Source organism: [Clostridium] symbiosum ATCC 14940, assembly GCF_000466485.1.
GTDB classification, from domain to species: Bacteria; Bacillota; Clostridia; order Lachnospirales; family Lachnospiraceae; genus Otoolea; species Otoolea symbiosa.
On the sequence record NZ_KE992817.1, the window covers coordinates 1 to 23453 of the forward strand.

Here is a 23453-nt window from a genome sequence, read left to right on the forward strand (position 1 = left end):
TCACACAATGCCCTATCTGGGCGCACTTCCTCCACCTTCATCTTGTCGATATCGGAGACTTTGGCCTTGATAGCTTTCACGGCGGCGGCCTGATCGACTGTCTGCACATGGAGGGTGATGGTCATTTCCGCGTCCAGCTCCAACAGCTCCGCCAGCAGTTTATCGGAAAGCTCCGAGGCAAGAATCTGCAAGTAGGAGGAGGCTCCCCATGTGGTGCCCACCCGGAACAGACGGCTGAACCGGAAGTCAAAGCTGGTGGGCGCGATAAAGTCCTTTGTGGAAAGCCCGGTTTTTGGTATCATATCCCATGAAAAACGGAAGGGGTCATTCCCGCCCGGGTGGAGCTGGCCGTGGAGCAGTTCCAGGCGTTCCAGCCCGGAGAGGGCGGCTGATTTTACGCCCAGCTTCTTAAAATTGTTCATGATATCGGCCTCCACCCGTTCCAGCCTCGCCCGGGCCGTGGATAAATCGTCCACGTTCACGCCGAAGGTCAACAGTTTCGTCCGCACGATTCCGTTGTTGCTTTTGGCTATCTGGTTTTCCAGCATTTCCACGTATTCCTGCCGCACCCCGTTATATTCGTCCTCCTGCATGGAGATGTTGACGCTGTAGCGGCTTTCCGGGCGGCTCCGGTGGTTGATGAATGAGAGCTGGAAGGGGAGGGTGCTGTCAAAGTAATTTAAGCAGGCGCTCCACCCGTCAAAAATGGCGGCCTGATCCTCGGCCTGTGCGAGCTGGTAGTTGATGTCCTCGTATTCTATGGTTTTCGTGTAATAATGGTCGGCCACCCGGCACACGCCGTCCCGGTACATTTCCCGGTAGGGAAGGGTCTGCTGGGCGGTGGCGGGAACCTTCCGCTTTCCGCCGGGAAACAGGCCGCCTTTCCGGTCAGGCTTTTTTCCTGCGGGGCTTTTTCTTTTTTTCTGGTTCTGCAATCGGCTTCGCCTCCTTCTTGAAACCGCTCAATAGAGCATAAAAATTTTCTGTCTGATAGGGCCGCACCCTCGGATATAGGAACCGGGTGCGCAGGATATTCCTCAGCACCTTTTCAAGTGGCAGGCCGTCACGCTCATACATGGCGAAAAAGAAAAACGGGAGCATGAGGCCAATCATCAGGAAAAGGGCCGGGCTGTTTCCGATGGTTCCACGGCTGGACAGGTAGGACGGAATCCCCACCGCCGCCGCAAGGGAGAAACAGATAAGCTGGCGCTTCGTCAAGTTTAAGGCCAGCTTCGTCTTGATTTTGTTTAGGTCTTTTGGTACGGGTACATATGCCATGGGCTGTTCACCTCCTTTGGCACTTCGGGCCATGGTGGCCCGAAGCTATCTGGCCGTCTGCTTTGCGGGCAGGGGCCGTTTCCCTTCCACGGCGGCCTCTCGTCCGGCCTGCCTTGCCCGCCAGTAGTCGGGGTTATACTGTCTGATGGACTGGTTGATGTTTTCCTCAAATTTTTCCTTATCCTTGATACGGTCAGGGATTTTCCACAGCTTTTTATCTAAGAGCTCCCGCAGTACCACGCTTTCCTGTGCGTCCTCCTCAAAACAGATGTAACCGTTCCTCTGGAAACCGCATTTTTTAGCCGCAGTAGACAGGACGGCGGCCACTTCCTTTGCTACCATTGTCCCGCCGTGGCTGGCCGTGCTCACAAGGAACACCCCGGGGCAGAGCGTGTCGCAGGTCTGAACCTTGCCCCACGGGGAGCTTTCCGGCTCATGGAACATGCCGCCTGTCCTCTGGCGGTCGGCCTGCATGAGCGCCGCTTTTTCCAGAATGGCTTTCAGCTCCGGGGACAGGTAGGGATATTCCCGCAGGACACGGACGGCCTCGCCGCCGCACTCCTTCATCAGAAGGGAATAGGCTTCACTGTCAGCCACGGTACAGCGGCCCAACAGCTTTCCATCGTAGTAGCAGGCGGCGTCATAGGCTTGTTTTATGTGTGTCATGGGCATACGCCTCCTTCCTTCACTTCGGGCCACCATGGCCCGAAGTTATCTGTCCTGCCCGCGGCTGGCCTTTGCCTTTGCGGGTTTCTCCGCCTGCGCCTGTTCCGCCTGTTTTGCCCCGGCGGTGAGCTGTTCCTTGATGGAGGGCCGTTCCTGGCCTCCCCGTGCGGCTGCTAATCTTGCCTGCAAATGGTCGAGCTCCGTCGTATAGGCTTCCACAACCGCTTCGTTAAGCTGACTGCGGAACTCCTTCGTGATGGGTTTTGCTACGTCACGGTAGCCCCCGTTTCTGTCCGGCTGGCTGGGCATACCTGCATAAATCCCTTTTTCGCCTTGCAGTATCTTGAAATTCTCCACCACAAAACAGTCGTTGAATTTCACACTGGCAAAGCCAATCAGGTTTTTTACGGGGTCAATGAGCCTCACGCTCACGTCCAGCTTCATGGGTTCCTGTGTAGCGGCGGGTGCGCCGCCTGTCTGTTCCTGCATAACTGTCTCCTTTTCTGAAATGGGGATAAGGCCCCCGTTTTTATACTCGTAGCCTTCTGCCCGGAGTGCGGCATGAGTGTCCGCCGACAGAAGCCTGTATAACTGGATATCCGTGTCTGCGAGGAAACGCAGGGTATCCTCTTTTGTAAATTCCTCGGGGAGCTTTCCAAAGTAGGCCGGGTGGGCCTGCCCGTCCGCCCCCAGCTTGTAGCGTCTCGGCATATGTCCTCCTTCCCGCCTCGGGCCAGGGTGGCCCGAAGTCCTTCTGCCGGTTTAACCGGTGCCGAAGATGGATTTTGACAGGCTCCCGGTCTTAAAGAGAGAAAAGCACAGGAGCACCGTATAGCCGACACAGCGCCAGATGGCTCCCATGGGGTCGCCGTCCGTTGCAATACTCTGAATCAGCACGGCGTAGATTGCCACGCATACCATAATCAGGAGCCCCTGAAAGCCGACCGCGCACAGTGACCGGAAATAGTTCTGCCCCATGTGCCCGGTTTCCCGGTTCGCCACGGTGGAGAAGGGGATAGGGGCAAGGCTGGTCAGCAGGTATATCTCAATCATGCGGCCATAGACAATGACAAATATCACGATATTCAGGGCGGTCATGGTGAACTGGACGAGGAATGACTGGAGGAACAGCCCGAACAGCGGGCCCAGCTCCATCGCCTCCAAGTCCGTGCGCAGGCTGTCCATAATGTCCGGCGTGATTTCCGTGCCGCTCTGGATAAGCCCCGCCGACTGTTGTATCACATGCTGGCTCACGTCAAAGACAGCCAGCACGATATTGAAGGTGTTCGTCAGGATCGTCACGGCCACGAAGGTTTTAAATATCCACTTGAAGAACATCCATGTGTCTATGTCATGGAGGTTGTTCCGGTCTATGAGCATCTGAATGAGCTCATAGGTCATGACGAACGTGAGGATAATCCCAGCGATTGGCAGAACGACCGTTTCCGATATCTGCCGTATCATGGAAAAGACCCCGGCGTTAAAATCCGCCGGGGTCGTCCCAACCTGCGAGGCAATCCCTCCGACCTGCTCATTCACGTTGTTGAAAAGGCCGTCCAGATTTCCCATGATACCATCTACAAGCACACCCTTGAGCCATTCCACGATTGCATTGATGATAGTATCCATATATCACTCCTTTAAATGGGAACGCTTTAGAACAGGCCGGATAAGAGGGGGATAAGCTGTGTGCCAATCAGGACAACACCGCCTCCGGCCATGAGCTGTTTAATTCCCTGTGATTTTGCCGCCGGGTTGTCCGAGCCGTATCCTTCTAACAGGTTGATGACTCCCCACACCGCAAGCCCGGCCCCCAGGGCGATAACGAGAACCTTTAATATGTCGATAGCAGAGTTGAAAAATTCCATGTGGTTTCCTCCATTTTCTTAGATTGAATCGGTTTTCGGGTAACAAAATAGCCGCCCATAACGGCGGCGCTTCGGGCCAATGTGGCCCGAGGTCACGCAAAGTCGTCACTGTCCATGTCGTCAAAGTTGAGAATGTCAGCTTCTTCCTCTGCGTCTGTTTCCTCTATCTCGTAGACCGTGTATTCGTCCTCCGGTTTTAGTCTCAATGGCCGGTGGCGGAACAGGGTTTCCGAGCGGAAGGCGTTTTTCTTTTTGTCGTACTCGGCTGTCTGATTATAGCTGGGGTGCTTTTTCAAGTCATACTTCGGGCTGTAAAAAGGCGGGAGGCCCCGGAGCTGGCAGATACACATATTTCCGGGCATGGTGGTGATTTCGCTTGTGGTGAGAAGCTCCCGGCCCAGACGTTGCATATTCTGCCCGTAGCTTTCGGACTGTCCCCGGGTGCGGCTTTCTGTCTGCATGGAGATGGTGGCCTTGCCCAGCCAATTTTCAGAAATTTCCTTGATTGTGGAGCTTTCCCGGCCTCCGAGGAAGACGATGGAATCCATATTCCCCATGATTGTCTCGGCGTTGTCCTTATAGAGCGCCTTGCACTGGCTCATGGCCTGATAGAACAGCGTCAGGCTGATTTCGCGGGAACGAATGACGGCCACGATTTTTTCCAGTCCCGGCACCTGTCCCGTGTTGGCTGCCTCGTCCCACAGCACCCGCACATGATGGGGGAGCCTCCCGCCGTACTTGTTGTCGGCCCGCTCACAGAGCATGTTGAACATAGTGGAGAAGGCAAGGGCAACGAGGAAGTTGTAGGTGGTATTTGTGTCGGATATCAGGAAAAACAGGGCTGTTTTTTCATCTCCCAGCATATCAAGCCCCAGCTCGTCATAGGTCATAATTTCCCGGAGCTCCCCAATATCGAAGGGCGCGAGACGTGCTCCACAGCTAATCAATATACTTTTTGCGGTCTTGCCGCTGGCTAATTTATACTTTTTATACTGCCTCACGGCAAAGTGGTTGGGGTTCCTCCGTTCCAACCCGTCAAACATATAGTCAACGGCATTTTTGAAGCTCTCATCATCTTCCCGGACTTCCATGCTGTTAATCATTTCCACAAGGGTATTCATGTTCCGTTCTTCCTCCGGCCCCTCAAAGACGATATAGGCAATCAACGCACAGTAAAGAAGGGTTTCCGCTTTTGTCCAGAACTCGTCCCCGTCTTTGCCGTCCCCTTTGGTGTTGGCAATCAGGGCGGTCACAAATTTCAGCACGTCACTTTCCGTCTTGATGTAGGCCAGTGGATTGTAATGCATGGATTTGGTAAAGTCGATAGTGTTGAACACCCGGAGCCGGTAGCCCTGTCGTTGCAGGAAACGCCCGCATTGTTCGAGGGTGCCGCCTTTTGGATCTACGACCACATAGGACGAATGGGCCTGAAGGAGCTGCGGGGTCAGCCAGAATCTTGTTTTTCCGGAGCCGGACGAGCCGATCACACAGGCGTTTAGGTTCCGGGCGTTGGCCGGGATTTTGGGCCGGGTGTTCAGTGTCAGGAACTCCGTACCTGTGAGAATGACGTTGTTTTTAAATACCGGGTCTACAAAGGGCTTGATATCCTTTGCCGTACCCCAGCGGGCCGAGCCATATTCTTCCTCACGGCGGAACTTTTTTCCCTTCCTGATTTTGGACTGCACAAGCAGGTACATTCCCACGGCCCCGGTAAGCCCCACCAGAAGGTCTAGCCCGCCAAGGCCCGGAAGGTAGTTTTCAAAGGCCGTAGGGAAAGTTTTCATCATGCCTACGAGCTTCGTGCCGAAATCGGCTCCGGCGGCCATGCGGTAAGCCGTCCCCACCTTTGAGAAGAACCAGAATACAAAGAGGTAGGGGAGGTTGGGAAGCACATATTTTCGGATTTTGTCACTCACCGTTCTTCCTTCACCGCCTCTCTGGTTTTCTGGCGCTCCTTCGGCCGGGACTTGATATGCTCTGAAAGGTTCCGTAGCTGGCCGAGGATAGAAGCCTTGTCTTTCCCCTTATTCAGCACCTTGTCACTGTATTTCTGGAACGCCGCCGTCATGGCGTCCGCCTGTCCCGCTTTGAAAAACAGCAGGTAGTGGCCGGGGCTGACCTTATGGAACGCATAGTCTACATGAAATTCCTTTGCTATGCGGTCAAACTGCCGGGGCGCTCCCACGAGGGGCATGGAGTTTTTGGCCCCGTAATGGTTCATCAGCTTTTTCACGCTTTGGCGGCCTTGCGGGGTCAGCGCTTTCTGGTGACGCTTTTTCCCTTCCTCTAAAATCTTCCATATTGCGGAGGCCAGCACCCGGCCTGTGAGCTTTGTTGCCCGGATTGAGAGGGCAACCGTTTTTTGGTTTACTTCGTCCTGCATAATACCTCCTTCCTGTCAGGCTCCCATAAACTCCGGGGGGCCTCTTATCTTTACGGGAGACGGAAAATCTCGGGCCAATGTGGCCCGAGGTCTACCGCTCGGCATATTTGGAGGGCGGGGCCTCTTTTGCCGGTTCCGCCCGTATCTTTTCATTCTGCGTCCGCATGGTGTCTAAGATGGACGGCTTTTTTTCTGCCGCCTGTTCCAGCCGTTCTATCCGGGCGAGGGCTTTTTCCACGCTTTTCTGCATGGAGAGCAGGCTGGAGCGTTCAGCCCGGTAAGGTGCCGCAACTGTTTTTGCCAGCTTGCCCGGGCCTTTTGCCTTTGATACGGCCTCCTTCCCCATCAGGGCCCGGCCTACATATTTCAAATGCCTGCCCGCCTCGTGGTATTCGGCTGAAACGGCTTCGATTTTCGCAAGGGCCTTTTCGTCTGTGGCAATCCCCGCCTGAATGGTTTCCTTTACCCCTTCCAGACCTTCCCGCAGATGGAAGAAGCGGGCCACGCCGTCTAAGGCCGCCGTTCCTCGCTGCTTAAAATCGGCAAGGGCCTGTTTACAGCCCTCTATGATGATTTCTTTCAGCGCGTCAATCTGCACCCTCAACTGGGAAACTTTCGCCTCCAAGGTCTGAACCGACCTTTGCAGGGCGGCCTTTAACGGCGATTGCTTCATTTCCTGCAATTCCTGCCGCATGGCGGTAAGCTCCTGAACCGCACTGGAAAGCTGTTCCTCCAAGTCTGACACATGGCCGATGGCGGCCATGAGATCCTTTGCGCTGGAAAAATTGTTTTCCTTCAGCACGGCCAGCAGTTCCTTTACTTCCTTCTGCTCCGCCAGCCGCTTTTGTCTGGTCTTACTGATAATCAATCACTCCCTTCATAACCTCGGGCCAGCATGGCCCGAAGCCTACCGTTCGGCCTCCTTCTTAGGCGTAAGCGGTTTTTCCTGTCCCGGCTCCTTTGGATATTCCTGCATGGTTTTCAGGATAGACGGCTTTTCCCGTGCCTTTTTTTGAAGCTGGGAAGGACGTTCACCGGAAAGCGGCCGGATACAAGCCAGACGGTCGGCGGCCCAGATCGCGTTATCGGTAAGCTGTCGCTGCCACGCGCCCACGCTGGGGGCCCACCGGAATCCGTTCCCTTTGAGCTCCGTGCGGGTATCGGCGTCCGGTTTCCCGTCAAAAAAGATTTGCAGACGGTTTTCCTGCCGGTTCATCTCCACATGGCCGCCCTCAAACTCCCAGCCGAAAAATTCCGTTTCGGCCCGTTTGCTTAAATCTTCGATTCGTTCCTTTATCCTGCGGATTTCCGCGCTGGTGTTCGTAAGGTCAAAGGGCTTTCTCAGCCAACTGCACCGGGCCATATCCGCCTTTAGCTTTTCTATCTGGTCAGGGGAGAGAAGGGCACAGCCGTCAAGCGTTCCGTGTTTGCGGTAATAGACGTTTACTTCCTTCATAATCAGTTGGGAGCGTTCCAGCCCTTCCAGTTTCTCTTTCAGCTTCGGGACAGCTTCCGGGTCGTCCGCACTGATTCCGCCCATGCCCGTACTGCGGATTTTATCAAGGAGGCCCTGAATATGCCGCCATTCCTCCATGTTGCTGTCACGGGCCCGGTTCTGGTTTTCCTTCTTCCTGATAGGGAAGTTGGCAGGCCCCGCTATCATGACGGACGGAACCCGCGCGTCAATCGCAAACTGCTGGTTCATGTTTTCCGCCAGTTTGCGGGAATAGGTATCAAGCAGATGGTCGATTTTTTCATGGAACATGGGGTCAACCCTTGCTTTCTGTTTTTCCGCCACAGCAGCGGCCTTATCTACAAGGTTGCGGTATTCTGTGGTTGCGCTCCCTTCCTGATAATCATAAAAGCTGTTCATCTCTTTGGCGCGGCGGGCCGCTGTCTCGTTGATTGGATAGTAGTTGATGTTGCCTGCACCTCCTTTGCGGCCTCGGGCCATGCTGGCCCGAAGTCTTACCGTTCCTCATGGGAAGGCCCCGTCTTTTCCTTTTTCGGGGCAGGCGGGGCTTCTTTTAACTGTTTCAGGGTTTCCAGAATGGAATGTGGCGTCTCGTTCGGATAGGCAAATACACGGTGCTCTGCGGGGATATCCTCTGTCCCGTGGTAATACTCGGTGAATCCAAGGGGAGCGGCGGACACATAACCAGCCGGCGCAAAACAGCCGCCTTCGTTGATGGCGATATCGCGGCCGTATGCCTCATAGTCAAAATAGGCCCGTATATCGGAAGGAATATGGATTGTCATGAGCTCGTCCGCATAATAACAGCCTAAAGCCTCCCAAGTCTCTATACCCGGCTGAAAATTGTAAATATTAAGATTTTGAGCGAGATTGATTAAATCTTTCACGCTTGCCGTATGTTTTCCTAAGACAAGGGCGGCTTCATACTTTTCCAGTTCGCCATTATCCCGTACTTCCTCCAGAACATGCGCCAGATGGTTCAGCTCGTCAATATCCTCATATTCATCAAGGTAATCGTACAGCCCCAGCACGTCACTCTCAAAGTTCGTGATGAAGATTTCTGAATATTTCTTCCCGTCTATTTCTATCCGGGAAAGAAGCGCCTGTATTTCCTCCGTGGTGGCTGGGAATTTTAAATATTCCCCGACCTCAACGCCTCTGATGGCATATAAGGCTACATTCGTCAGATAGGCTTCAAATATCATTGGCGTTCCGGCCCTGCTGGTTGACCGTCACAATCCCGTCCAGGGTGGTTGCCGTAATGTTCAGCCGCTGGGCCACGGCAATATCATTCTTCACATCTTCGTCCACAGCGCCGCCGCAGACAACAAGCACCCGGGCCCGCCGGAGCATATCCCGGCGCATGTCAATCCCGTCCTTATGTTCCTCGGGGATAGCGTCATTGATAAACAGCGGCAGATATAGGAGCGGGCAGATAGGTGAAAATCCCGCTTCGTAAGTAATCCGGCAGTATTGGACAGCAAGGGCGGTGTCAATATCCGGCTCCCCGTTCCATGCCGCAGTAATATAAGCTAAAGGTCGTTTCACTGTTTTTACCTCCGTTTCTTCTATAAAAGAGCAGTAGCAGGATAAAGCCCAACCCCTCCGCCCCTTCCCGTGGGAAGGGGAACGGCTCAAAGGAATTTATATCCCCGTCGCTTGACCGCCTTAAAGCATAACCGGGAGAAATCTGTCAAGGGTGCGAAGCACCGCCTACGGCGGCAGGCCCTTGACAGATTTTCCCGGCTATGCTATCCAACAAACGGCGACGGGGAATTATATATCCTTCGAGCTTCGGGGCGTGGGGCTGCGCCCCACGGTCTTAGTCTCGGGTCACACTGGCCCGAAGCCCTGCTTATTTCTCCTTGTCAGCTTTTTTCTCCGGCTTGACCTGTTCCTTCTGCTGTCCCTTCCAATCGTCCAGCAGTTTGATGATCTGGTCTTTCATTTCCCTCGGGGTGGCCTCCGCGCCAAAATATTTCCCCAGCTCTGCACCTGTTAAAATCACTTTGTCTACCTCCTTCTTGTCCTCCATCATAATTCCGTCAATCACGTCACCATTGAGCAGTTTCTTTTCGTCAAGCTCCCTCATGCGTTTGGCCTGTGCCTGTGTGGGGGAAGCCTGCTGGCTGTCAATGGAGACAGCGATATAGTTTTGGTTCTTCTTATTGATATAGGAGAGCTCCACGGCTGTCGTGAAGCCGATTTTCTTATCGTCCACCAGCTTCATTAAGTCGGGAACCAGCTCATTGAGCCGGATAAACCGCTGAACCTGTTTGACCGCCATCTTGTTGCGCTCTGCCACAATCTCATTGGAGCGTTTCCCGGCCTCCTTCGGGTCAACATGGCCCGAAGTCCGGGTTCCCTGATGTTTGATGGCCTCCAACTGCATTTTCAGGGCCTTTGCCTTTTCACTGGGGAGAATTTCCTCACGCTGGTTTAAGTTATCCTCCACCATCTGCGTGATGGCTTCATCATCGGTCAGGTTGCGGACGATACAGGGCATGTCCGTGTAGCCTGCCAGTTCGCTGGCCTTCTGGCGGCGGTGGCCGGATACAATCTCATAGCCGCCGCCCTCCAAGGGCCGGACGATAGCAGGCTGTGTCACGCCCTTGTCCTTGACGCTGGAAACCATGGCCCGCATTTCTTCATCGTCACGCACACCGAAGGGGTGGTTTTTGAAGGCGTGGAGCTCATTCAGTTTCAAATAGACAATCTGTTCCTCTCCCCTGCGGGGTGCCTCCTTTGGCGGCTCCGGGGGCGTGGGTGCCGCCTGTGCCGGGGCGCTGGCACAGGGAGCTCCTTTGGAAACCGGAGCTGTACTTTTGGATTTTCCCGATTTTACGGGCTGTACGGGCTTTTCCATTGTCTCTTTTTTGGGAGCGGCAGTCTTTTTTGTGGGCTCCGGTTTCTCGGCTTTCTTTTGTCCGGTCTTTGGCAAATCAGATATCTTAGTAATAGAAGCGGACTGTTTTTTGCCGGGAGCGGCGGGGCTGGCCTCGGTCTGTTTCTGCTGGGCTTCTTTGACTTGCTTTACAATATCGTCCAGCTTTTTAGAACCAGCGGCTTCTGTTTCCTTCACTTCAACCGCTTTTGTGTCAGCCGCCTTGTCCTTTTCCTTGTCCGGTTGAGCTACAGCCGGAGCCGTGTCCTTGACCTCCTGACTGACAGGCGGGCCGGTGGGAGAGGACTGTTCCTGTAAAGTTTTAGGCTTTTCATCAGCCATGTGTGCATTACCTCCTTTTCGTGGCATGAAAAAAGGCCCAACCATTACGGTCAGGCCCGGTTAAGGGGTTATTTCCTTGCGACAATTTTCGCCTCCTTCCTTTTAGGATAGTAAAAAGGACAGGGCGGGCCTGTCCTCTTTAAGCAAACTAAATATATTCAATCAATGCTATGAAGCAGATATAATCTTTTCATCATACTTGAAAACCGCCAAATCTAAGGCTTTTTGGCTTGTCCACTCGTAAATCTCCCTGATGTTCTCAAATGTTACATCATGCTTAGGTCGGCCGCCTGCGCGGCCGCCCAACACTTTCTTACCCTTCAAATCCTGCCAGGAGAAGTTTTCCTGGGCAGTTCTTCCGACGAGGAAGTTGCCGGCCCGCTGAGTGAGCTGGGCGAAGTTTACGGCGTAATCGTCGGAGCCTTCCTGATACACATAGATGCTGGCTTCCGAACCCATGAAACCGATGTCGGCATCGCCTGAAATCAGTGCGGTCATAACTTTGTCGGCCCCGGCGCCGTTAACCAGCGTAAGCTCGATCCCTTCGTCTTTAAAATATCCCAGTTCGATGGCAGCATACTGGGGAGCATAGAAAATGGAGTGGGCCACTTCATTTAATGTAACCGGGGTAAGGGCATCGGAGGAGCCCCCGCTCTGACAGCCGGTAAGGGAGGCGGCCGCCATGGCGGCTGTCAGAAAAACTGAAACAAATTTTTTCATAATACTCTCCTGTGGATTATGTCTATATGATTTAGGATATTGGAAAAACGGTGGGTTGGTGCCTGTTTTCCCCGTGTTTTATGGAAACAGGATTGTTTTAATTGAATTTTCCCGTTACTTCCTTTATAATAGCGGCTGGGGAAGAATAGCAGAATGCCGGGAGTTTAATTAATTTGCAGGAATGCGGGAGAATGACAGACGGATGGAGAATTATGAAATTATCGTTCTGGATTTGGACGGAACGCTTACAAACCGTGATAAGGTAATTACACCGAAGACTAAAAAGGCTCTGATGGAGATTCAGGAGCGGGGAAAGAAGATTGTCCTGGCCTCGGGCCGTCCGACCGACGGGGTGATGCCCCTGGCGCGGGAGCTTAAGCTGGAGAAATATGGAAGTTATATTCTTTCATTTAACGGAGGAATGATTACGAACTGCCGGACAGGGGAAGTAGTATTCAGCCGTCTTCTGCCGGTGGAAGCGAATGCAAAGATTATCGGGCTGGCAGAGGAAGAGCGGGTGACCATACTCACCTACGACGGCCACACTCTCATAACAAATGACGCTGAAAGTCCCTATTCCAAGCTGGAAAATAAGATTAACAGCATGGAGGTCCGCCAGATTGATGATTTGAAGTCTTATGTGACGTATCCGGTTCCCAAATTTCTGATGATGGATGACGGTGATTATCTTGCCATGGTTGAGCCGAGGGTAAAAGCGGCTATGGGGAAGAATTTCAGCATTTACCGTTCGGAACCGTTTTTCCTTGAGATACTGCCCAGAGGCATCGATAAGGCCCAGTCACTGGCCAGGCTTTTAGAGATACTGGGACTTGACAAGGAGCGTATGATTGCCTGCGGGGACGGCTATAATGATTTGACGATGATCAAATTTGCAGGTCTCGGCGTCGCGATGGAAAATGCGGTGCTTCCGGTGAGGAAAGCGGCCGATTATATTACCATGTCCAATAACGACGACGGAATTGCCCATGTTGTGGAGAAATTCATGCTCCACTGACGAACAGGTAAAAATAAATCAATAAATATATGGACTTTACGACTTTAGTATGTTAAAATTGTAAGGTACTGGTGGTTTACGGAAAGCAAAAATATATAATGAAGAGGTGCTTTTACATGAATAAAAAACTCAAGACAGAAGCGGTTGACCATTTATTTCAGGCGATTCTGACCCTTAAGAGTACGGAAGAGTGCTACAGCTTTTTTGAGGATGTCTGCACAGTCAATGAGCTGCTGTCTTTCTCGCAACGCTATGAAGTGGCCAAGATGCTCAGAGAAAAGAGGACTTATCTGGAAATTGCCGATAAGACCGGGGCATCTACAGCAACAATCAGCCGTGTAAACCGTTCACTCAATTATGGAAATGACGGTTATGATATGGTATTCAAGCGGCTGGAGGATCAGGCTGCGGAGGACAACGAAGCGTAACAATTATATAAATGTAAAAATGAGCGAAAAAGGATCACGGCTTTTAGGGAAAAGCAGTGATCCTTTTTCGTTGACCGGATACAGGGCACGTACTGCGTGCGTTTACCGTATTATACAGCCGTACCGCGTTTGTGCCGGCGGGAACAGCCTTCCGTCTGAAGGAGTATGTGGATGCGGGAAAGACGGAGGGAACAGGCAGCTGTATTTTCTACCGAGCGGCGCTGCTTTCTGATTTTTCCGCTGAGCGCGCATAGAAGTTAGCCAGCACCGCGCCGGAAATATTGTGCCAGACACTGAACACGGCGCCCGGAATCGTGGCAAGAGGGTACTGGGCAAAGTGGGTGGCGGCCAGGGAGGTTGCAAGGCCGGAGTTCTGCATGCCGACTTCAATGGAGATAGCCCGGCATTTGCTTCCGTCCAGCTTAAGCACTTTGCCGATCGAGAAACCGAGCAGGTAGCCCAGCACGTTATGGCAGATGACCACAGCGACAATCAGCAGGCCGCTTGTCAGTATCTTTGATGCGTTAGACGAGACAACGGCGGCGACGATGGCAACAATGGCCGTGGTGGAAATCAGCGGAAGAATTTCTACAATCTGCCGGGTGACTGCAAAGAAAAAGTGATTGATGATGAAACCTGCGGCAATCGGCACGATGACAACCTTGACGATGGACAGGAACATACTTGCCATATTGACGTCGACTCTCGCTCCGGCATAGACATAGGTCAGAACCGGGGTAAGGAAGGGAGCCAGTACAGTGGAGACAGCCGTCATGCCGACCGACAGGGCCACATCGCCTTTAGAGAGATAGGTCATAACATTGGAGGAAGTGCCGCCGGGGCAGGTTCCCACCAGAATTACGCCGATGGCAAGCTCCGGCGGGAGGTTAAAAGCTTTAGTCAGTCCGAAAGCCAGCAGCGGCATCACGGTGAACTGGGCGATACATCCTATGATGACGTCCTTCGGACGGGAAAAAACCACCTTAAAGTCACCCGGCTTCAGCGTGAGGCCCATTCCAAACATGACAATGCCGAGCAGGGTATTGACGTAGGAAGTTTTGATAAAGCTTACGCTCTGAGGCGCAAACAGGGCCAGGGCGGCTACTGCGATGACGATGACAGCCATATTCTGGCCGAAGAAGTTACTGAGTTTTTTCAATGTGTTCATAATAAATCCCCTTTCAAATTTGTTGGAATGGGCAGAGAAGAATTAAGAAAGAATTCCGCGGGCGGGATTCTCCGCCTGCAACAAAAAAACCTCTGTCTCTATTAAGAGACAAAGGTTATAATCCTCTGCGGTACCACTCTTGTTGCCGTTAAACGGCCACTCGTCCACATCTGTCAATGTGTAACAGGATAACGGCTGTTAACCGTTCAGTCTTACTGGTAAAGCTGTTCAGTCTGAAAGCTCAGAGGTGATTTTCTTCCGGTGTTCCTGCTGACTCGCACCTGCCGTCAGCTCTCTGAAAGGATACGGGACGGAATACTTTTCCTCGTCAAAGCTTGTTGTTGCTGGCTATTTAATTAAGAGTGATTCTACCGCGTTAAAGCAGATATGTCAATAGCCGGATTTGCCTTTTAAGAAAATCCGCTTGATTGATGACGGTGACCTGTGCGCGGAGCGTGCAGTTTATCGTTTTATTTGTCCTCCCTTCAAAAAGAGGGGGCTTACCGGAGTTACTTTTTCTTCTTCGGCGGATTCTCCTGCCTCAGTTGTTCGGCCAGTAGTTCTATCATCTGTTTTTTCAGATAAACGTCGAATGCCAGCTCACAGATGAAGGAAAAGAGTCTCAGGTATTCCTGATCGTCACCCTCAGCGTCCTGGAAGGTTCCGGAAGCTGCCTTAAATTTCGCCATTACATCGTCTTTCAGTCTTTTGCGCTGCTCACGCTCCAGTGAAAAAATCTCCGTGTACAGCTCTGCCAGTTCAGGATTAGAACCGTCCGCAAAATGATTTTCGCTGATGGGAGAAAAAAGCTGCTCAATATCGTTGAAAGATAGTACATTTTTAAAATAATAGATAAAAATCAACAGCAATATATGGTTTTTAGAATATTTCTTTTTCTCCGGCGGCGGAAGCAGGTTATTCTTTGCATAGTTATTAATCATGGTTTTCGTCAGAATCTTATCTTCACCAAACCGCTTGGAAGCAGATAAATGTGTATCCATGAAAGTGGTAACCTGATCCATATATAAATCAATGGCGGGGATATCAGACGGATTGATTCTGGTCACACTGTCCAGATAAGCCATCAGATCCTGCAGTCGTTCTTCATTCGTTTTCATAAAATTCACCTCAAATCTTATTATATAGTAATGAATACTAGATGACAAGACCTAAAAGCTGTTTATTTTATAATGTTGTCAGAGTTTTGTTACTGTCCGCACTGCGGCGTTTGCTACTGTCCGCATGCCATTTCCCTGATGCTGTATCGAGGAAGCAATACAGGGAATTTACCTGCTCTTTTGGAAAACAGAGTTGACAAAGAATATATGTTCGTTTAGAATGTTAGTGTGCTTACATTTTTGGACAAAGCCAGGAGCGGAAAAGCTGATTCAGATTAATTTAAGAGGCAGGCGTCCGCTCCCGAAGCCAGCTTGATATTTTTAAATATAGGGAAAAAGCATTCAGGAAGGAAATAAAGATGACAGTTAACACCCATGTCGGATTTGAAATCCGTGTATTATCTAATCTTATTTACCGCAGAATCAATCAGATGTCGGCCCAGGAAGGGGAGACGCTGACCGCGAACCAGGACTGGGTTCTGCATTTTTTGATTCAGTCGCAGGGGAGAGATATCATGCAGAGGGACATTGAAAAGGAATTTTCAATCCGCCGTTCTACGGCCAGCCGGACTCTGCAGCTGATGGAGCGCAACGGATATATCCGCCGGGAGCCGGTTTCCTATGATGCCAGGATGAAGAAGCTGGTAGTGACGGAAAAGGGAGCCGAGGCACGGGAGAGGATGATAGACCGCCTGAACCGGTTTGAGGCAGAGCTTCAGTCTGGAATTTCCCGGGATGAGCTTAATCAGCTTACGCGCACGATAAGAAAGCTGGAAGAAAATATCAAGTAGACCATGATATGGCACATATTTTAACACAATATGAAATAGTTATTGCAGGCAATGAAAAAGGAGAATTATTTACATGAACACAAACAGAGAATTATTTGAGGAGGCGCCGGTCCCCAAAGCGGTGGCCCTCATGGCTGTCCCCACCATGATTTCCATGCTGGTGGTGGTTATTTATAACATGGCCGACACATTTTTTATCGGCCAGACCGGAGATCCCCTTCAGGTGGCGGCCGTTTCGCTGGCTACACCGATCTTTATGATTTACATGGCGCTGGGCAACCTGTTCGGGATCGGCGGAAGCTCCGCCATATCGCGTGCGCTGGGAGAGAAGCGGATGGACCGTGCCAGAAACCTGTCGTCCTTTTGCTGCTACGGCTCTATCGGCCTGGGCATAATAGTTGCGGCGCTCTTTATAGCCGGAATGGATTTGATTCTGAAGCTGATAGGAGCCAGCGCGAATACAATTGAGTATGCCAGACAGTATCTGACCTACATATCCTTCGGAGGCCCATTTATCATCTTTGCCACTGCCTTCGGCAACATTCTCCGGGGCGAGGGGGCAGCCCGGGAGTCAATGATAGGAAATCTGATTGGAACCGTGGTCAATATCGTACTGGATCCCGTTATGATTCTGGGGCTGGGCTGGGGGGTAACCGGCGCGGCGATCGCTACCGTCATCGGTAATATTGCGGCCAGCGCCTTTTATCTTGTCTATTTTCTCAGGAAAAAATCTTCCCTCTCCATTAAGCTTAAGGACTTTAAGATGGGGGAACGGATCGCATCCGGTGTTGCTTCGATTGGGATTCCGGCATCCCTGAATAACATTTTGATGAGCTTTGCCAATATTATTTTAAATCTGGCATTGGTTGGATACGGTGACACTCCGGTAGCCGCCATGGGCGTGGCGATGAAATCGAATATGCTGGTGGTGCTTCTGCAGATTGGCCTCTGCGCAGGCATCCAGCCGCTGATTGGTTATAATTACGGAGCCAGGAATAAAAAACGGCTGATGCAGGTCTTCCGATTTACCGGTATATGCGCCGTGATCATGGGTACGGTGCTGACGATTATCATGATGATTGCACGCCGGACGCTGATTCAGATATTTATAAACGATACCGAGGTTATTGCCTATGGAATCCAGATGGTCATTGCCCTTCAGCTTTCCGGCCCGTTTATCGGCATTCTGTTTCTCTGCATTAACACAATTCAGGGAATGGGAAAGGCGCTCCCGTCATTGGTACTTACGGTCTGTCGCCAGGGCCTGATTTTTATCCCTCTTGTATTTATTCTGGATCGGATGTTCGGACTGGACGGCGTAATTTATGCGCAGCCTGCGGCCGATTATTTGTCAATTGTATTGGGCATTATCATTTGTTTCTGGCTGTTTAAGGCAATGGCGCACCGAAACGGCGCAGAGGAGGAATTCTGATATGGGAGAATCTGTGGTGGAACAGGTAAAAGAAAATATATACAGGCTGGGCGTAACGCTGCCCCAGAATCCTTTAAGGGAACTGAACAGCTATCTGATCCGGGGCGGGGAGCGGGATCTTCTGATTGATACGGGATTCCGCCGTCCGGAGTGCCGGGAGGCGCTGATGGCAGGTATAACGGAAGCCGGCAGCAGTACAAGCCGGATCGATGTGCTTCTCACGCACCTCCACTCCGATCACACCGGGCTTGCCAGGGAGGCGGCGGCCCCAGACGGCCGGATTTATATCAGTGAGACGGATTTTAAGGTATTACAGGAGGGTTTTCTTCCGCAGCGAAGCCTGCTCCGTCACCGCCAGTTTTTGGAGGCCGGTTTTCCTGAGGAACTGTTAAATGTAACAGAGACGGTTAATCCGGCGTCCCGCTATAAGCTGGATGCGCTGGACGGACGCTTTTGCCCGCTGCGTGAAGGTGATAAGATCCAGGCCGGCCCATACAGTCTTACGATGATTTCCGTGCCGGGACATACGCCCGGCAATGCAATGTTCTGGGAAGAGAAGCATCGGTTTATGTTTACAGGAGATCATATCCTGTTTGACATTTCTCCCAATATTACATCATGGCTGGGCGTGGAGGACTCTCTGGGCGATTATCTGGACAGCTTGAAAAAAGCAAAGAAGTACCCTGTGGTTTTTGCACTCCCCGGGCACAGAAAGACGGGAAATTATGAGGAGAGGATTGAACAGCTTCTGCTTCATCATGAAAAACGGCTGGAGGAGGTCATAAAACTTCTCGAGGAAAAACCGGATATGACACTTTATGAGCTGACCGGAAAGATGCGGTGGAAGATCCGGGCGGCCAGTTGGGAGGATTTCCCGGCGGCCCAGAAGTGGTTTGCGGTAGGGGAATGTATGGCTCATGCGGATCATCTGGAGAAGCTTGGGAAGGTCAGCCGTTATTTTGAGGACGGTGTCTGGAGGTACCGGGCGGAGGTATGATATATCAAGGATATCTACTCAGTGTATGAATAAATGCACAGGCTTTTTGTCTAAGAGTTTTTCGTGACATACACAGGAAAATATATTATAATAAATTTCACGTTACCCTGAATATGGAATCAGATAAAAGGCGGTAGAAAATATGAACAAATACGAATTACTCAATCCGATGCAGCAGGAAGCGGTATATCATACGGAAGGTCCGCTTCTCGTACTGGCGGGAGCAGGATCGGGCAAGACCCGGGTTCTGACCCACAGGATTGCGTACCTGATAGAAGAAAAACAGGTGAACCCATGGAATATCATGGCTATCACTTTTACCAATAAGGCAGCGGCTGAGATGAGGGAGAGGGTAGACAAGATTGTCGGCTTCGGCGCCGAGAGCATCTGGGTCAGCACGTTCCATTCCTCCTGCGTCCGGATCCTGCGCAGGCATATTGAGTACCTGGGATACAGCACTAATTTTACGATTTATGACGGGGATGATCAGAGAACCCTGATGAAGCAGATATTCAAGCGCCTGGATGTTGACACAAAGCAGTTTAAAGAGCGGGCGGTCCTCAGCAGAATCTCTTCTGCGAAGGACGATATGATCACGCCGGAGGAATTTGAACTGAACGCCGGAGGCGATTTCCGGGAGAAGAAGGTTGCCCAGATTTATAAGGAATACCAGAAGGAGTTAAAGAAGAATAACGCCCTTGATTTTGACGACCTGATTGTAAAAACGGTGGAACTGTTCCAGAATGTTCCGGATGTGCTGAATTATTATCAGGAGCGTTTCCGTTACATAATGGTGGACGAGTACCAGGATACCAATATGGTGCAGTTCAAGCTCGTCGATTTGCTGGCCGGAAAATACCGGAATATCTGCGTGGTAGGTGATGATGATCAGTCCATTTACAAATTCAGAGGCGCCAATATCGAGAACATCCTGAGCTTTGAGAAGGCATTTCCGGGGGCTAAGGTAATTAAGCTGGAGCAGAACTACCGTTCCACCCAGAATATCCTGAACGCAGCCAACGGAGTGATACGCAATAACCGGGGCAGGAAGGATAAGACGCTTTGGACAGCCAACGACGAGGGGAATCTGGTCCGGTTCCTGCAGTTTGATACGGCCTATGAGGAGGCTGAGGCGATTGTAAAAGACATACGACGGGAAAAGGAAGAGACAGGCAGGGAATATTCCGACTTTGCCGTGCTTTACAGGACAAACGCCCAGTCCCGTCTGCTGGAGGAGAAATGTATCCTGTACAGCATTCCCTATCGTCTGGTGGGCGGCGTGAACTTCTATCAGAGAAAAGAAATCAAAGATATTCTCTGCTATTTGAAGACGATTGCCAACGGGCAGGATGATCTGGCGGTACAGCGTATCATCAATGTTCCGAAGAGGGGGATCGGAGCCACCTCTGTCGGCAAGGTGACGATATTTGCGTCTGCCAATGGGATGAGCTTTTATGACGCCCTTCTGCGCGTAAGGGGAATACCGACCCTTGGCAAGGCGGCTGACAAGATCGGTGTTTTTACAGAGCAGATTGAAGATTTTAAAGCACGCCTTCCGGAGATGAGCATCAAGGAGCTGATCGAAGAAGTGCTGGAGAATACCGGATACAAGAAGGAAATCGAGTCGGAGGGCGAGATCGAGTCGGAAACACGTCTCCAAAATATCGAGGAGCTGATTAACAAAGCGGTCAGCTACAGTGAAAATGAGGATAATCCGACTCTGGACGGTTTTCTGGAGGAAGTTGCCCTGGTGGCCGACGTGGACAATATGGATGAATCGGAGAACCGTATCGTGTTGATGACCCTTCACAGCGCAAAGGGACTTGAATTTCCCTATGTATATTTAAGCGGTCTGGAGGACGGCCTGTTCCCCAGCAGCATGTCGATTATGTCGGACGACAAGGATGCGGTTGAGGAGGAGCGCAGGCTCTGCTATGTGGGAATTACTAGGGCCAGGGAAAAACTGACTTTGACCATGGCAAGACAGCGTATGACGAACGGGGAAACGAGGTATTCCAGGGCCAGCCGCTTCGTGGAAGAGATACCGGCATGGCTTCTGGAGCAGGAAGAACAGCCGTCTGTATTTGGCAGGGCCGCTGGCAGGTCATGGGGAGGCAGCCCATCCGCTTCCTCTTCGGACAGAGGCTTTGGAGAAGCGGCTTCGTCCGGCTGGGGCGGAGCCGGCTCCGGCGTCCAGGGTTCATCCGCCAATCGTTCATGGGGACGTTCCGGCGGCATTACGACCGGATGGGGAGCTGCGTCGGGAGGCGGCGCAACCGCCTCCGGCTTTGGAAGTACGGCAGGGAACCGGCAGGGAGAGGGAGTCAGCACATTTGGCGTGAAACCCAATGCGTATGCCTCAAAGACAGCGCCGGCTGCCCCCTCCTTCGGCAAAGCATTTTCCGTACAAAAAGCGGATCATCTGCCATACTCTGAGGGCGAACGGGTAAAACATGTTAAATTTGGCGAGGGTACGGTTAAAAAGATAGAAGATGGCGGCAAAGATTTTGAGGTCACAGTGGAGTTTGACCGGGTAGGCGTTAAAAAAATGTTTGCATCATTTGCCAAATTATTGAAGGTTTAGAAAAGGATGCGCACTGCGGCGGAAGGATTGGCGGCGCTTACGTGAAATTTTTCTTATTTGATCGCCATATTGTGTAAAATTTGAAAAAGGACAAAAATAGGATAGTAAAAACATGATATTGGTGATATAATATAAAGGAAAAAACATCGGTGCAGGATCACGGAAGAAAGGATGTGGAACCTATGAATAAATTTGATATGATGGGTAAGGATGCATTGTCAAAAGTAGAAGAAATCATGAATGCAACAAAGCTGAATGAATTTTTACACAGAAAAGAAGAGGAAGAGAAGAAAAAAACATGTATTCTTTGGATTCTCGCTATTATCGGTGTTGTAGCGGCAGTCGCAGCGATTGCGTATGGTGTATACAGATTCTTCACACCGGATTATCTGGAAGATTTCGAAGACGATTTTGAAGATGACTTCGATGACGACTTCTTCGAGGATGATGCAGAAGACGACAAAGAATAAAACGCTGTGTGATGCGATAAAATGTATCTTTTTAAGTACAATAAGATAAGAGGATGAGAGAGGCGCCGGAACAGGCGGCCGTATGATACGGTCGTTCCGGCGCCTTATTGATTGATTGAGGGCGGTGACCTGTGCGCAGAGCGAGCAGATTCTGCGCGTCTGTCCGCAGCTATTTGATGTCATTTGTTACAGTCCTGTCAGTTCGGAAAGCTGCTCCAGAATTCCTTTTCCGCCGCTCACGGAGATATTGCCCACTTTATCGCAGATTTTCTCTAAATATTCCATTTCTTTGAGCTTCAATAAAGTTTTATTTTCATCCATCAGCTTTGCCGTATTTAACAGGCTCCTAGTGGATGCCACCTCCTCACGGCGCATGATTACGTTAGCCTGGGCCTTTTTTTCAGCGACCAGTACGGTATTCATGATGTCACGGATTTCGCCGGGCAGGATGATATCTTTGATTCCGGCATTTAAGATTTCCACGCAGTAGTCATCCTGCTCCGCTTTTAACTGCTCACAGACGGAGCGGCCGATCTCATCTTTCTGGACAAGCAGTTCATCGAGGCGGAAGCGGCCCACATATTTCCTGATACATAATTGGGCGGCAGTATAGAGCTGCGCGGAAGCTCCCTCGATTGTCCTGACCAGCTTTTCCGGGTCAGTGATCCGGAAGCTGCATACCACATTTAACCGGACGCTTACCTTATCGGCGGTCAGGATATCCTGGCCGGAGATATCTAACTGCTGTGCCTTCATATTGAAAATTTTGCAGGTAACCTCTTTGCCGTAGTTCCAGAAATACCAGTTGCCCTGCTCCAGCCTTTTTTCAAACTTGCCGTCAAAATAGAGCAGGCCGATCTCACCGTCTTTGATGGTGATTTTTTTATAGAATTTGACCGGGATCAGATCTATGTAATATCTTGGCAGGGTCTGATCCATATACGGATTCGTGATATCTACCAGGCGGATCTCCACATCTTCAAATACGTTCCAGTATAAAGCCTCGGGACCTGTCAGGACCTCCTTGAATGCTTTGTTGACAAAGCGGATAGCCAGACATTCGTCCGGGATATTTACACGGATTACACGCTCGGAAAATTCTTTGTTTTTCATCAGAACCTCAACCGGAATCCCGCAGGTGTTGACGGCTCCGGTCATCGGGACAATTTTCAGCTCATAGCCCATAGCTTTTATGTAATGGCAGGAGCCGGCGGCGAGAAAGTTTTGAAATCTTCCGTTTTTTAACAAATAACCGCATTCTTGTTCTTTGATTATATATTTCATAAATGTTTACCTCCATTTAAATTTGATTCTCTGTGATTTTTTTGAAAAGCAGTTTTAGAGCAGTTACGTCCCTTCTTCACCAAAAGTCTGCGGACCTTTTTTTCAGTACCGGTTTTGCCCTGCGGCTGAGAGGCGCTGTATCAGCCGCCTGCTCTGGCACAGAGTCTGCCGGAACGGTATCCAAATCGGTTCTGGCAGTTTTTTGGCTGCTTCTTAATGCGCAATCTTTGGGGAAGGCGGCACGGCCGTTCGGCGGTGCGCACCCTGACCACGCAGATTCGCAGAAGGAAACGGAAGAAGGGGCGTCTTTAACTCTGTGATGGTTTGGCCAACATCTTATCAGGATGTTCCAAAGTTTAATGATTGCTATAACCACTTAGCTACATGCTTTCGCAAGGAAGGATTCGAACCTTCGACACATCATGTTATGCTGACTGGCCGGAATACCTGTCGATCAGGGACGGAGGCACCGCGGGGGCTCTCCTGGAGATAACCCCTCGCCTGTGAGACAGCCTGCAATGTTTTGAGAGTTATGTTTCTCATGAATTTAT

Annotated in this window: 22 protein-coding genes, 2 pseudogenes and 1 other annotated feature; of the genes and pseudogenes, 7 read left to right on the forward strand and 17 right to left on the reverse strand. The window is 51.1% G+C overall.

Annotation, left to right across the window (positions count from 1 at the left end; translation table 11 throughout):
- The 14 genes and pseudogenes from CLOSYM_RS02830 to CLOSYM_RS02895 form a co-directional block, all read right to left on the reverse strand.
- A pseudogene (locus CLOSYM_RS02830) lies at positions 1-935 on the reverse strand (VirB4-like conjugal transfer ATPase, CD1110 family); the annotation flags it as partial.
- Positions 889-1278 carry a PrgI family protein gene (locus CLOSYM_RS02835; RefSeq protein WP_009296698.1) on the reverse strand — a complete coding sequence of 130 codons (390 nt, stop codon included), beginning with the start codon at positions 1276-1278 and terminating at the stop codon, positions 889-891. The gene CLOSYM_RS02835 and the pseudogene CLOSYM_RS02830, both read right to left, overlap by 47 nt.
- Positions 1279-1323: 45 nt before the next feature.
- On the reverse strand, positions 1324-1944 hold the full coding sequence (locus CLOSYM_RS02840) for a DUF7007 domain-containing protein (RefSeq protein WP_170321164.1): 621 nt from the start codon (positions 1942-1944) through the stop codon (positions 1324-1326).
- Positions 1945-1989: 45 nt separating this feature from the next.
- Positions 1990-2655 carry a septation protein SpoVG family protein gene (locus tag CLOSYM_RS02845; RefSeq protein WP_009296696.1) on the reverse strand — a complete coding sequence of 222 codons (666 nt, stop codon included), beginning with the start codon at positions 2653-2655 and terminating at the stop codon, positions 1990-1992.
- A gap of 51 nt (positions 2656-2706) precedes the next feature.
- Positions 2707-3573 (reverse strand): VirB6/TrbL-like conjugal transfer protein, CD1112 family, encoded by an 867-nt coding sequence (locus CLOSYM_RS02850; RefSeq protein ID WP_009296695.1) that lies wholly within the window; start codon positions 3571-3573, stop codon positions 2707-2709.
- Positions 3574-3599: 26 nt separating this feature from the next.
- On the reverse strand, positions 3600-3812 hold the full coding sequence (locus CLOSYM_RS02855) for a Maff2 family mobile element protein (protein WP_002571582.1): 213 nt from the start codon (positions 3810-3812) through the stop codon (positions 3600-3602).
- 92 nt (positions 3813-3904) lie between these two features.
- Positions 3905-5728 carry a VirD4-like conjugal transfer protein, CD1115 family gene (locus CLOSYM_RS02860; protein WP_021638948.1) on the reverse strand — a complete coding sequence of 608 codons (1824 nt, stop codon included), beginning with the start codon at positions 5726-5728 and terminating at the stop codon, positions 3905-3907.
- Positions 5725-6195: a PcfB family protein gene (locus CLOSYM_RS02865; protein ID WP_009299176.1), complete on the reverse strand. Its 471-nt coding sequence runs from the start codon at positions 6193-6195 to the stop codon at positions 5725-5727. Before CLOSYM_RS02865 ends, CLOSYM_RS02860 begins: the two co-directional genes overlap by 4 nt.
- A gap of 91 nt (positions 6196-6286) precedes the next feature.
- Complete coding sequence (locus CLOSYM_RS02870) at positions 6287-7063, reverse strand: DUF6674 family protein (protein WP_021638947.1); 777 nt, start codon at positions 7061-7063, stop codon at positions 6287-6289.
- A 39-nt stretch (positions 7064-7102) separates the two neighbouring features.
- Positions 7103-8149: a hypothetical protein gene (locus CLOSYM_RS02875; protein ID WP_021640872.1), complete on the reverse strand. Its 1047-nt coding sequence runs from the start codon at positions 8147-8149 to the stop codon at positions 7103-7105.
- A gap of 14 nt (positions 8150-8163) precedes the next feature.
- Entirely contained in the window at positions 8164-8874 is a 711-nt protein-coding gene (locus CLOSYM_RS02880) for an antirestriction protein ArdA (protein ID WP_021637823.1), read from the reverse strand.
- Positions 8864-9217: a DUF7768 domain-containing protein gene (locus CLOSYM_RS02885; protein ID WP_021637824.1), complete on the reverse strand. Its 354-nt coding sequence runs from the start codon at positions 9215-9217 to the stop codon at positions 8864-8866. Before CLOSYM_RS02885 ends, CLOSYM_RS02880 begins: the two co-directional genes overlap by 11 nt.
- Before the next feature lie 307 nt (positions 9218-9524).
- Positions 9525-10895, reverse strand: a complete 1371-nt coding sequence (locus CLOSYM_RS02890; RefSeq protein ID WP_035322783.1) for a ParB/RepB/Spo0J family partition protein — start codon at positions 10893-10895, stop codon at positions 9525-9527.
- 252 nt (positions 10896-11147) lie between these two features.
- Positions 11148-11615: pseudogene (locus CLOSYM_RS02895) on the reverse strand (ABC transporter substrate-binding protein); the annotation flags it as partial.
- A gap of 202 nt (positions 11616-11817) precedes the next feature.
- Between CLOSYM_RS02895 and CLOSYM_RS02900 the strand changes: the two are divergent.
- Complete coding sequence (locus tag CLOSYM_RS02900; protein WP_242827606.1) at positions 11818-12630, forward strand: Cof-type HAD-IIB family hydrolase; 813 nt, start codon at positions 11818-11820, stop codon at positions 12628-12630.
- Between the two features lie 116 nt (positions 12631-12746).
- Positions 12747-13058 (forward strand): YerC/YecD family TrpR-related protein, encoded by a 312-nt coding sequence (locus CLOSYM_RS02905; protein WP_003500026.1) that lies wholly within the window; start codon positions 12747-12749, stop codon positions 13056-13058.
- A gap of 208 nt (positions 13059-13266) precedes the next feature.
- Here CLOSYM_RS02905 and CLOSYM_RS02915 read toward each other — a convergent pair whose 3' ends face one another.
- Both CLOSYM_RS02915 and CLOSYM_RS02920 read right to left on the reverse strand, forming a co-directional pair.
- Positions 13267-14226, reverse strand: coding sequence for a bile acid:sodium symporter family protein (locus CLOSYM_RS02915; protein WP_021640875.1), 960 nt, complete (start codon positions 14224-14226; stop codon positions 13267-13269).
- A gap of 101 nt (positions 14227-14327) precedes the next feature.
- Positions 14328-14567 (reverse strand) — a binding site (T-box leader).
- A 168-nt stretch (positions 14568-14735) separates the two neighbouring features.
- Complete coding sequence (locus CLOSYM_RS02920) at positions 14736-15344, reverse strand: DUF1836 domain-containing protein (protein ID WP_003500031.1); 609 nt, start codon at positions 15342-15344, stop codon at positions 14736-14738.
- Between the two features lie 359 nt (positions 15345-15703).
- Here CLOSYM_RS02920 and CLOSYM_RS02925 point away from each other — a divergent pair, with 359 nt between their 5' ends.
- From CLOSYM_RS02925 to CLOSYM_RS02945, 5 genes are all read left to right on the forward strand, one after another.
- Entirely contained in the window at positions 15704-16135 is a 432-nt protein-coding gene (locus CLOSYM_RS02925; protein ID WP_003500033.1) for a MarR family winged helix-turn-helix transcriptional regulator, read from the forward strand.
- Positions 16136-16208: 73 nt separating this feature from the next.
- On the forward strand, positions 16209-17567 hold the full coding sequence (locus CLOSYM_RS02930; RefSeq protein ID WP_021640877.1) for an MATE family efflux transporter: 1359 nt from the start codon (positions 16209-16211) through the stop codon (positions 17565-17567).
- A 1-nt stretch (position 17568) separates the two neighbouring features.
- Positions 17569-18564 (forward strand): MBL fold metallo-hydrolase, encoded by a 996-nt coding sequence (locus CLOSYM_RS02935; RefSeq protein WP_009299167.1) that lies wholly within the window; start codon positions 17569-17571, stop codon positions 18562-18564.
- Positions 18565-18706: 142 nt separating this feature from the next.
- Complete coding sequence (locus CLOSYM_RS02940; protein WP_021640878.1) at positions 18707-21148, forward strand: ATP-dependent helicase; 2442 nt, start codon at positions 18707-18709, stop codon at positions 21146-21148.
- A gap of 182 nt (positions 21149-21330) precedes the next feature.
- Complete coding sequence (locus CLOSYM_RS02945) at positions 21331-21618, forward strand: hypothetical protein (RefSeq protein ID WP_003500041.1); 288 nt, start codon at positions 21331-21333, stop codon at positions 21616-21618.
- Positions 21619-21804: 186 nt separating this feature from the next.
- On the opposite strand, the gene CLOSYM_RS02950 is transcribed toward CLOSYM_RS02945, so the two are convergent.
- Entirely contained in the window at positions 21805-22902 is a 1098-nt protein-coding gene (locus tag CLOSYM_RS02950; RefSeq protein WP_021640881.1) for a slipin family protein, read from the reverse strand.
- Positions 22903-23453 lie beyond the last annotated feature (551 nt).

What these genes read in the sequence shown, in the direction of transcription:
- CLOSYM_RS02890 (WP_035322783.1), bottom strand. Translation starts at nt 10,895, where the DNA reads ATGGCTGATGAAAAGCCTAAAACTTTACAGGAACAGTCCTCTCCCACC.
- CLOSYM_RS02875 (WP_021640872.1), bottom strand. Translation starts at nt 8,149, where the DNA reads ATGGCCCGAGGCCGCAAAGGAGGTGCAGGCAACATCAACTACTATCCA.
- CLOSYM_RS02950 (WP_021640881.1), bottom strand. Translation starts at nt 22,902, where the DNA reads ATGAAATATATAATCAAAGAACAAGAATGCGGTTATTTGTTAAAAAAC.
- CLOSYM_RS02835 (WP_009296698.1), bottom strand. Translation starts at nt 1,278, where the DNA reads ATGGCATATGTACCCGTACCAAAAGACCTAAACAAAATCAAGACGAAG.
- CLOSYM_RS02935 (WP_009299167.1), top strand. Translation starts at nt 17,569, where the DNA reads ATGGGAGAATCTGTGGTGGAACAGGTAAAAGAAAATATATACAGGCTG.
- CLOSYM_RS02945 (WP_003500041.1), top strand. Translation starts at nt 21,331, where the DNA reads ATGAATAAATTTGATATGATGGGTAAGGATGCATTGTCAAAAGTAGAA.
- CLOSYM_RS02905 (WP_003500026.1), top strand. Translation starts at nt 12,747, where the DNA reads ATGAATAAAAAACTCAAGACAGAAGCGGTTGACCATTTATTTCAGGCG.
- CLOSYM_RS02915 (WP_021640875.1), bottom strand. Translation starts at nt 14,226, where the DNA reads ATGAACACATTGAAAAAACTCAGTAACTTCTTCGGCCAGAATATGGCT.
- CLOSYM_RS02840 (WP_170321164.1), bottom strand. Translation starts at nt 1,944, where the DNA reads ATGACACACATAAAACAAGCCTATGACGCCGCCTGCTACTACGATGGA.
- CLOSYM_RS02850 (WP_009296695.1), bottom strand. Translation starts at nt 3,573, where the DNA reads ATGGATACTATCATCAATGCAATCGTGGAATGGCTCAAGGGTGTGCTT.
- CLOSYM_RS02920 (WP_003500031.1), bottom strand. Translation starts at nt 15,344, where the DNA reads ATGAAAACGAATGAAGAACGACTGCAGGATCTGATGGCTTATCTGGAC.
- CLOSYM_RS02880 (WP_021637823.1), bottom strand. Translation starts at nt 8,874, where the DNA reads ATGATATTTGAAGCCTATCTGACGAATGTAGCCTTATATGCCATCAGA.
- CLOSYM_RS02930 (WP_021640877.1), top strand. Translation starts at nt 16,209, where the DNA reads ATGAACACAAACAGAGAATTATTTGAGGAGGCGCCGGTCCCCAAAGCG.
- CLOSYM_RS02925 (WP_003500033.1), top strand. Translation starts at nt 15,704, where the DNA reads ATGACAGTTAACACCCATGTCGGATTTGAAATCCGTGTATTATCTAAT.
- CLOSYM_RS02865 (WP_009299176.1), bottom strand. Translation starts at nt 6,195, where the DNA reads ATGCAGGACGAAGTAAACCAAAAAACGGTTGCCCTCTCAATCCGGGCA.
- CLOSYM_RS02900 (WP_242827606.1), top strand. Translation starts at nt 11,818, where the DNA reads ATGGAGAATTATGAAATTATCGTTCTGGATTTGGACGGAACGCTTACA.
- CLOSYM_RS02940 (WP_021640878.1), top strand. Translation starts at nt 18,707, where the DNA reads ATGAACAAATACGAATTACTCAATCCGATGCAGCAGGAAGCGGTATAT.
- CLOSYM_RS02855 (WP_002571582.1), bottom strand. Translation starts at nt 3,812, where the DNA reads ATGGAATTTTTCAACTCTGCTATCGACATATTAAAGGTTCTCGTTATC.
- CLOSYM_RS02845 (WP_009296696.1), bottom strand. Translation starts at nt 2,655, where the DNA reads ATGCCGAGACGCTACAAGCTGGGGGCGGACGGGCAGGCCCACCCGGCC.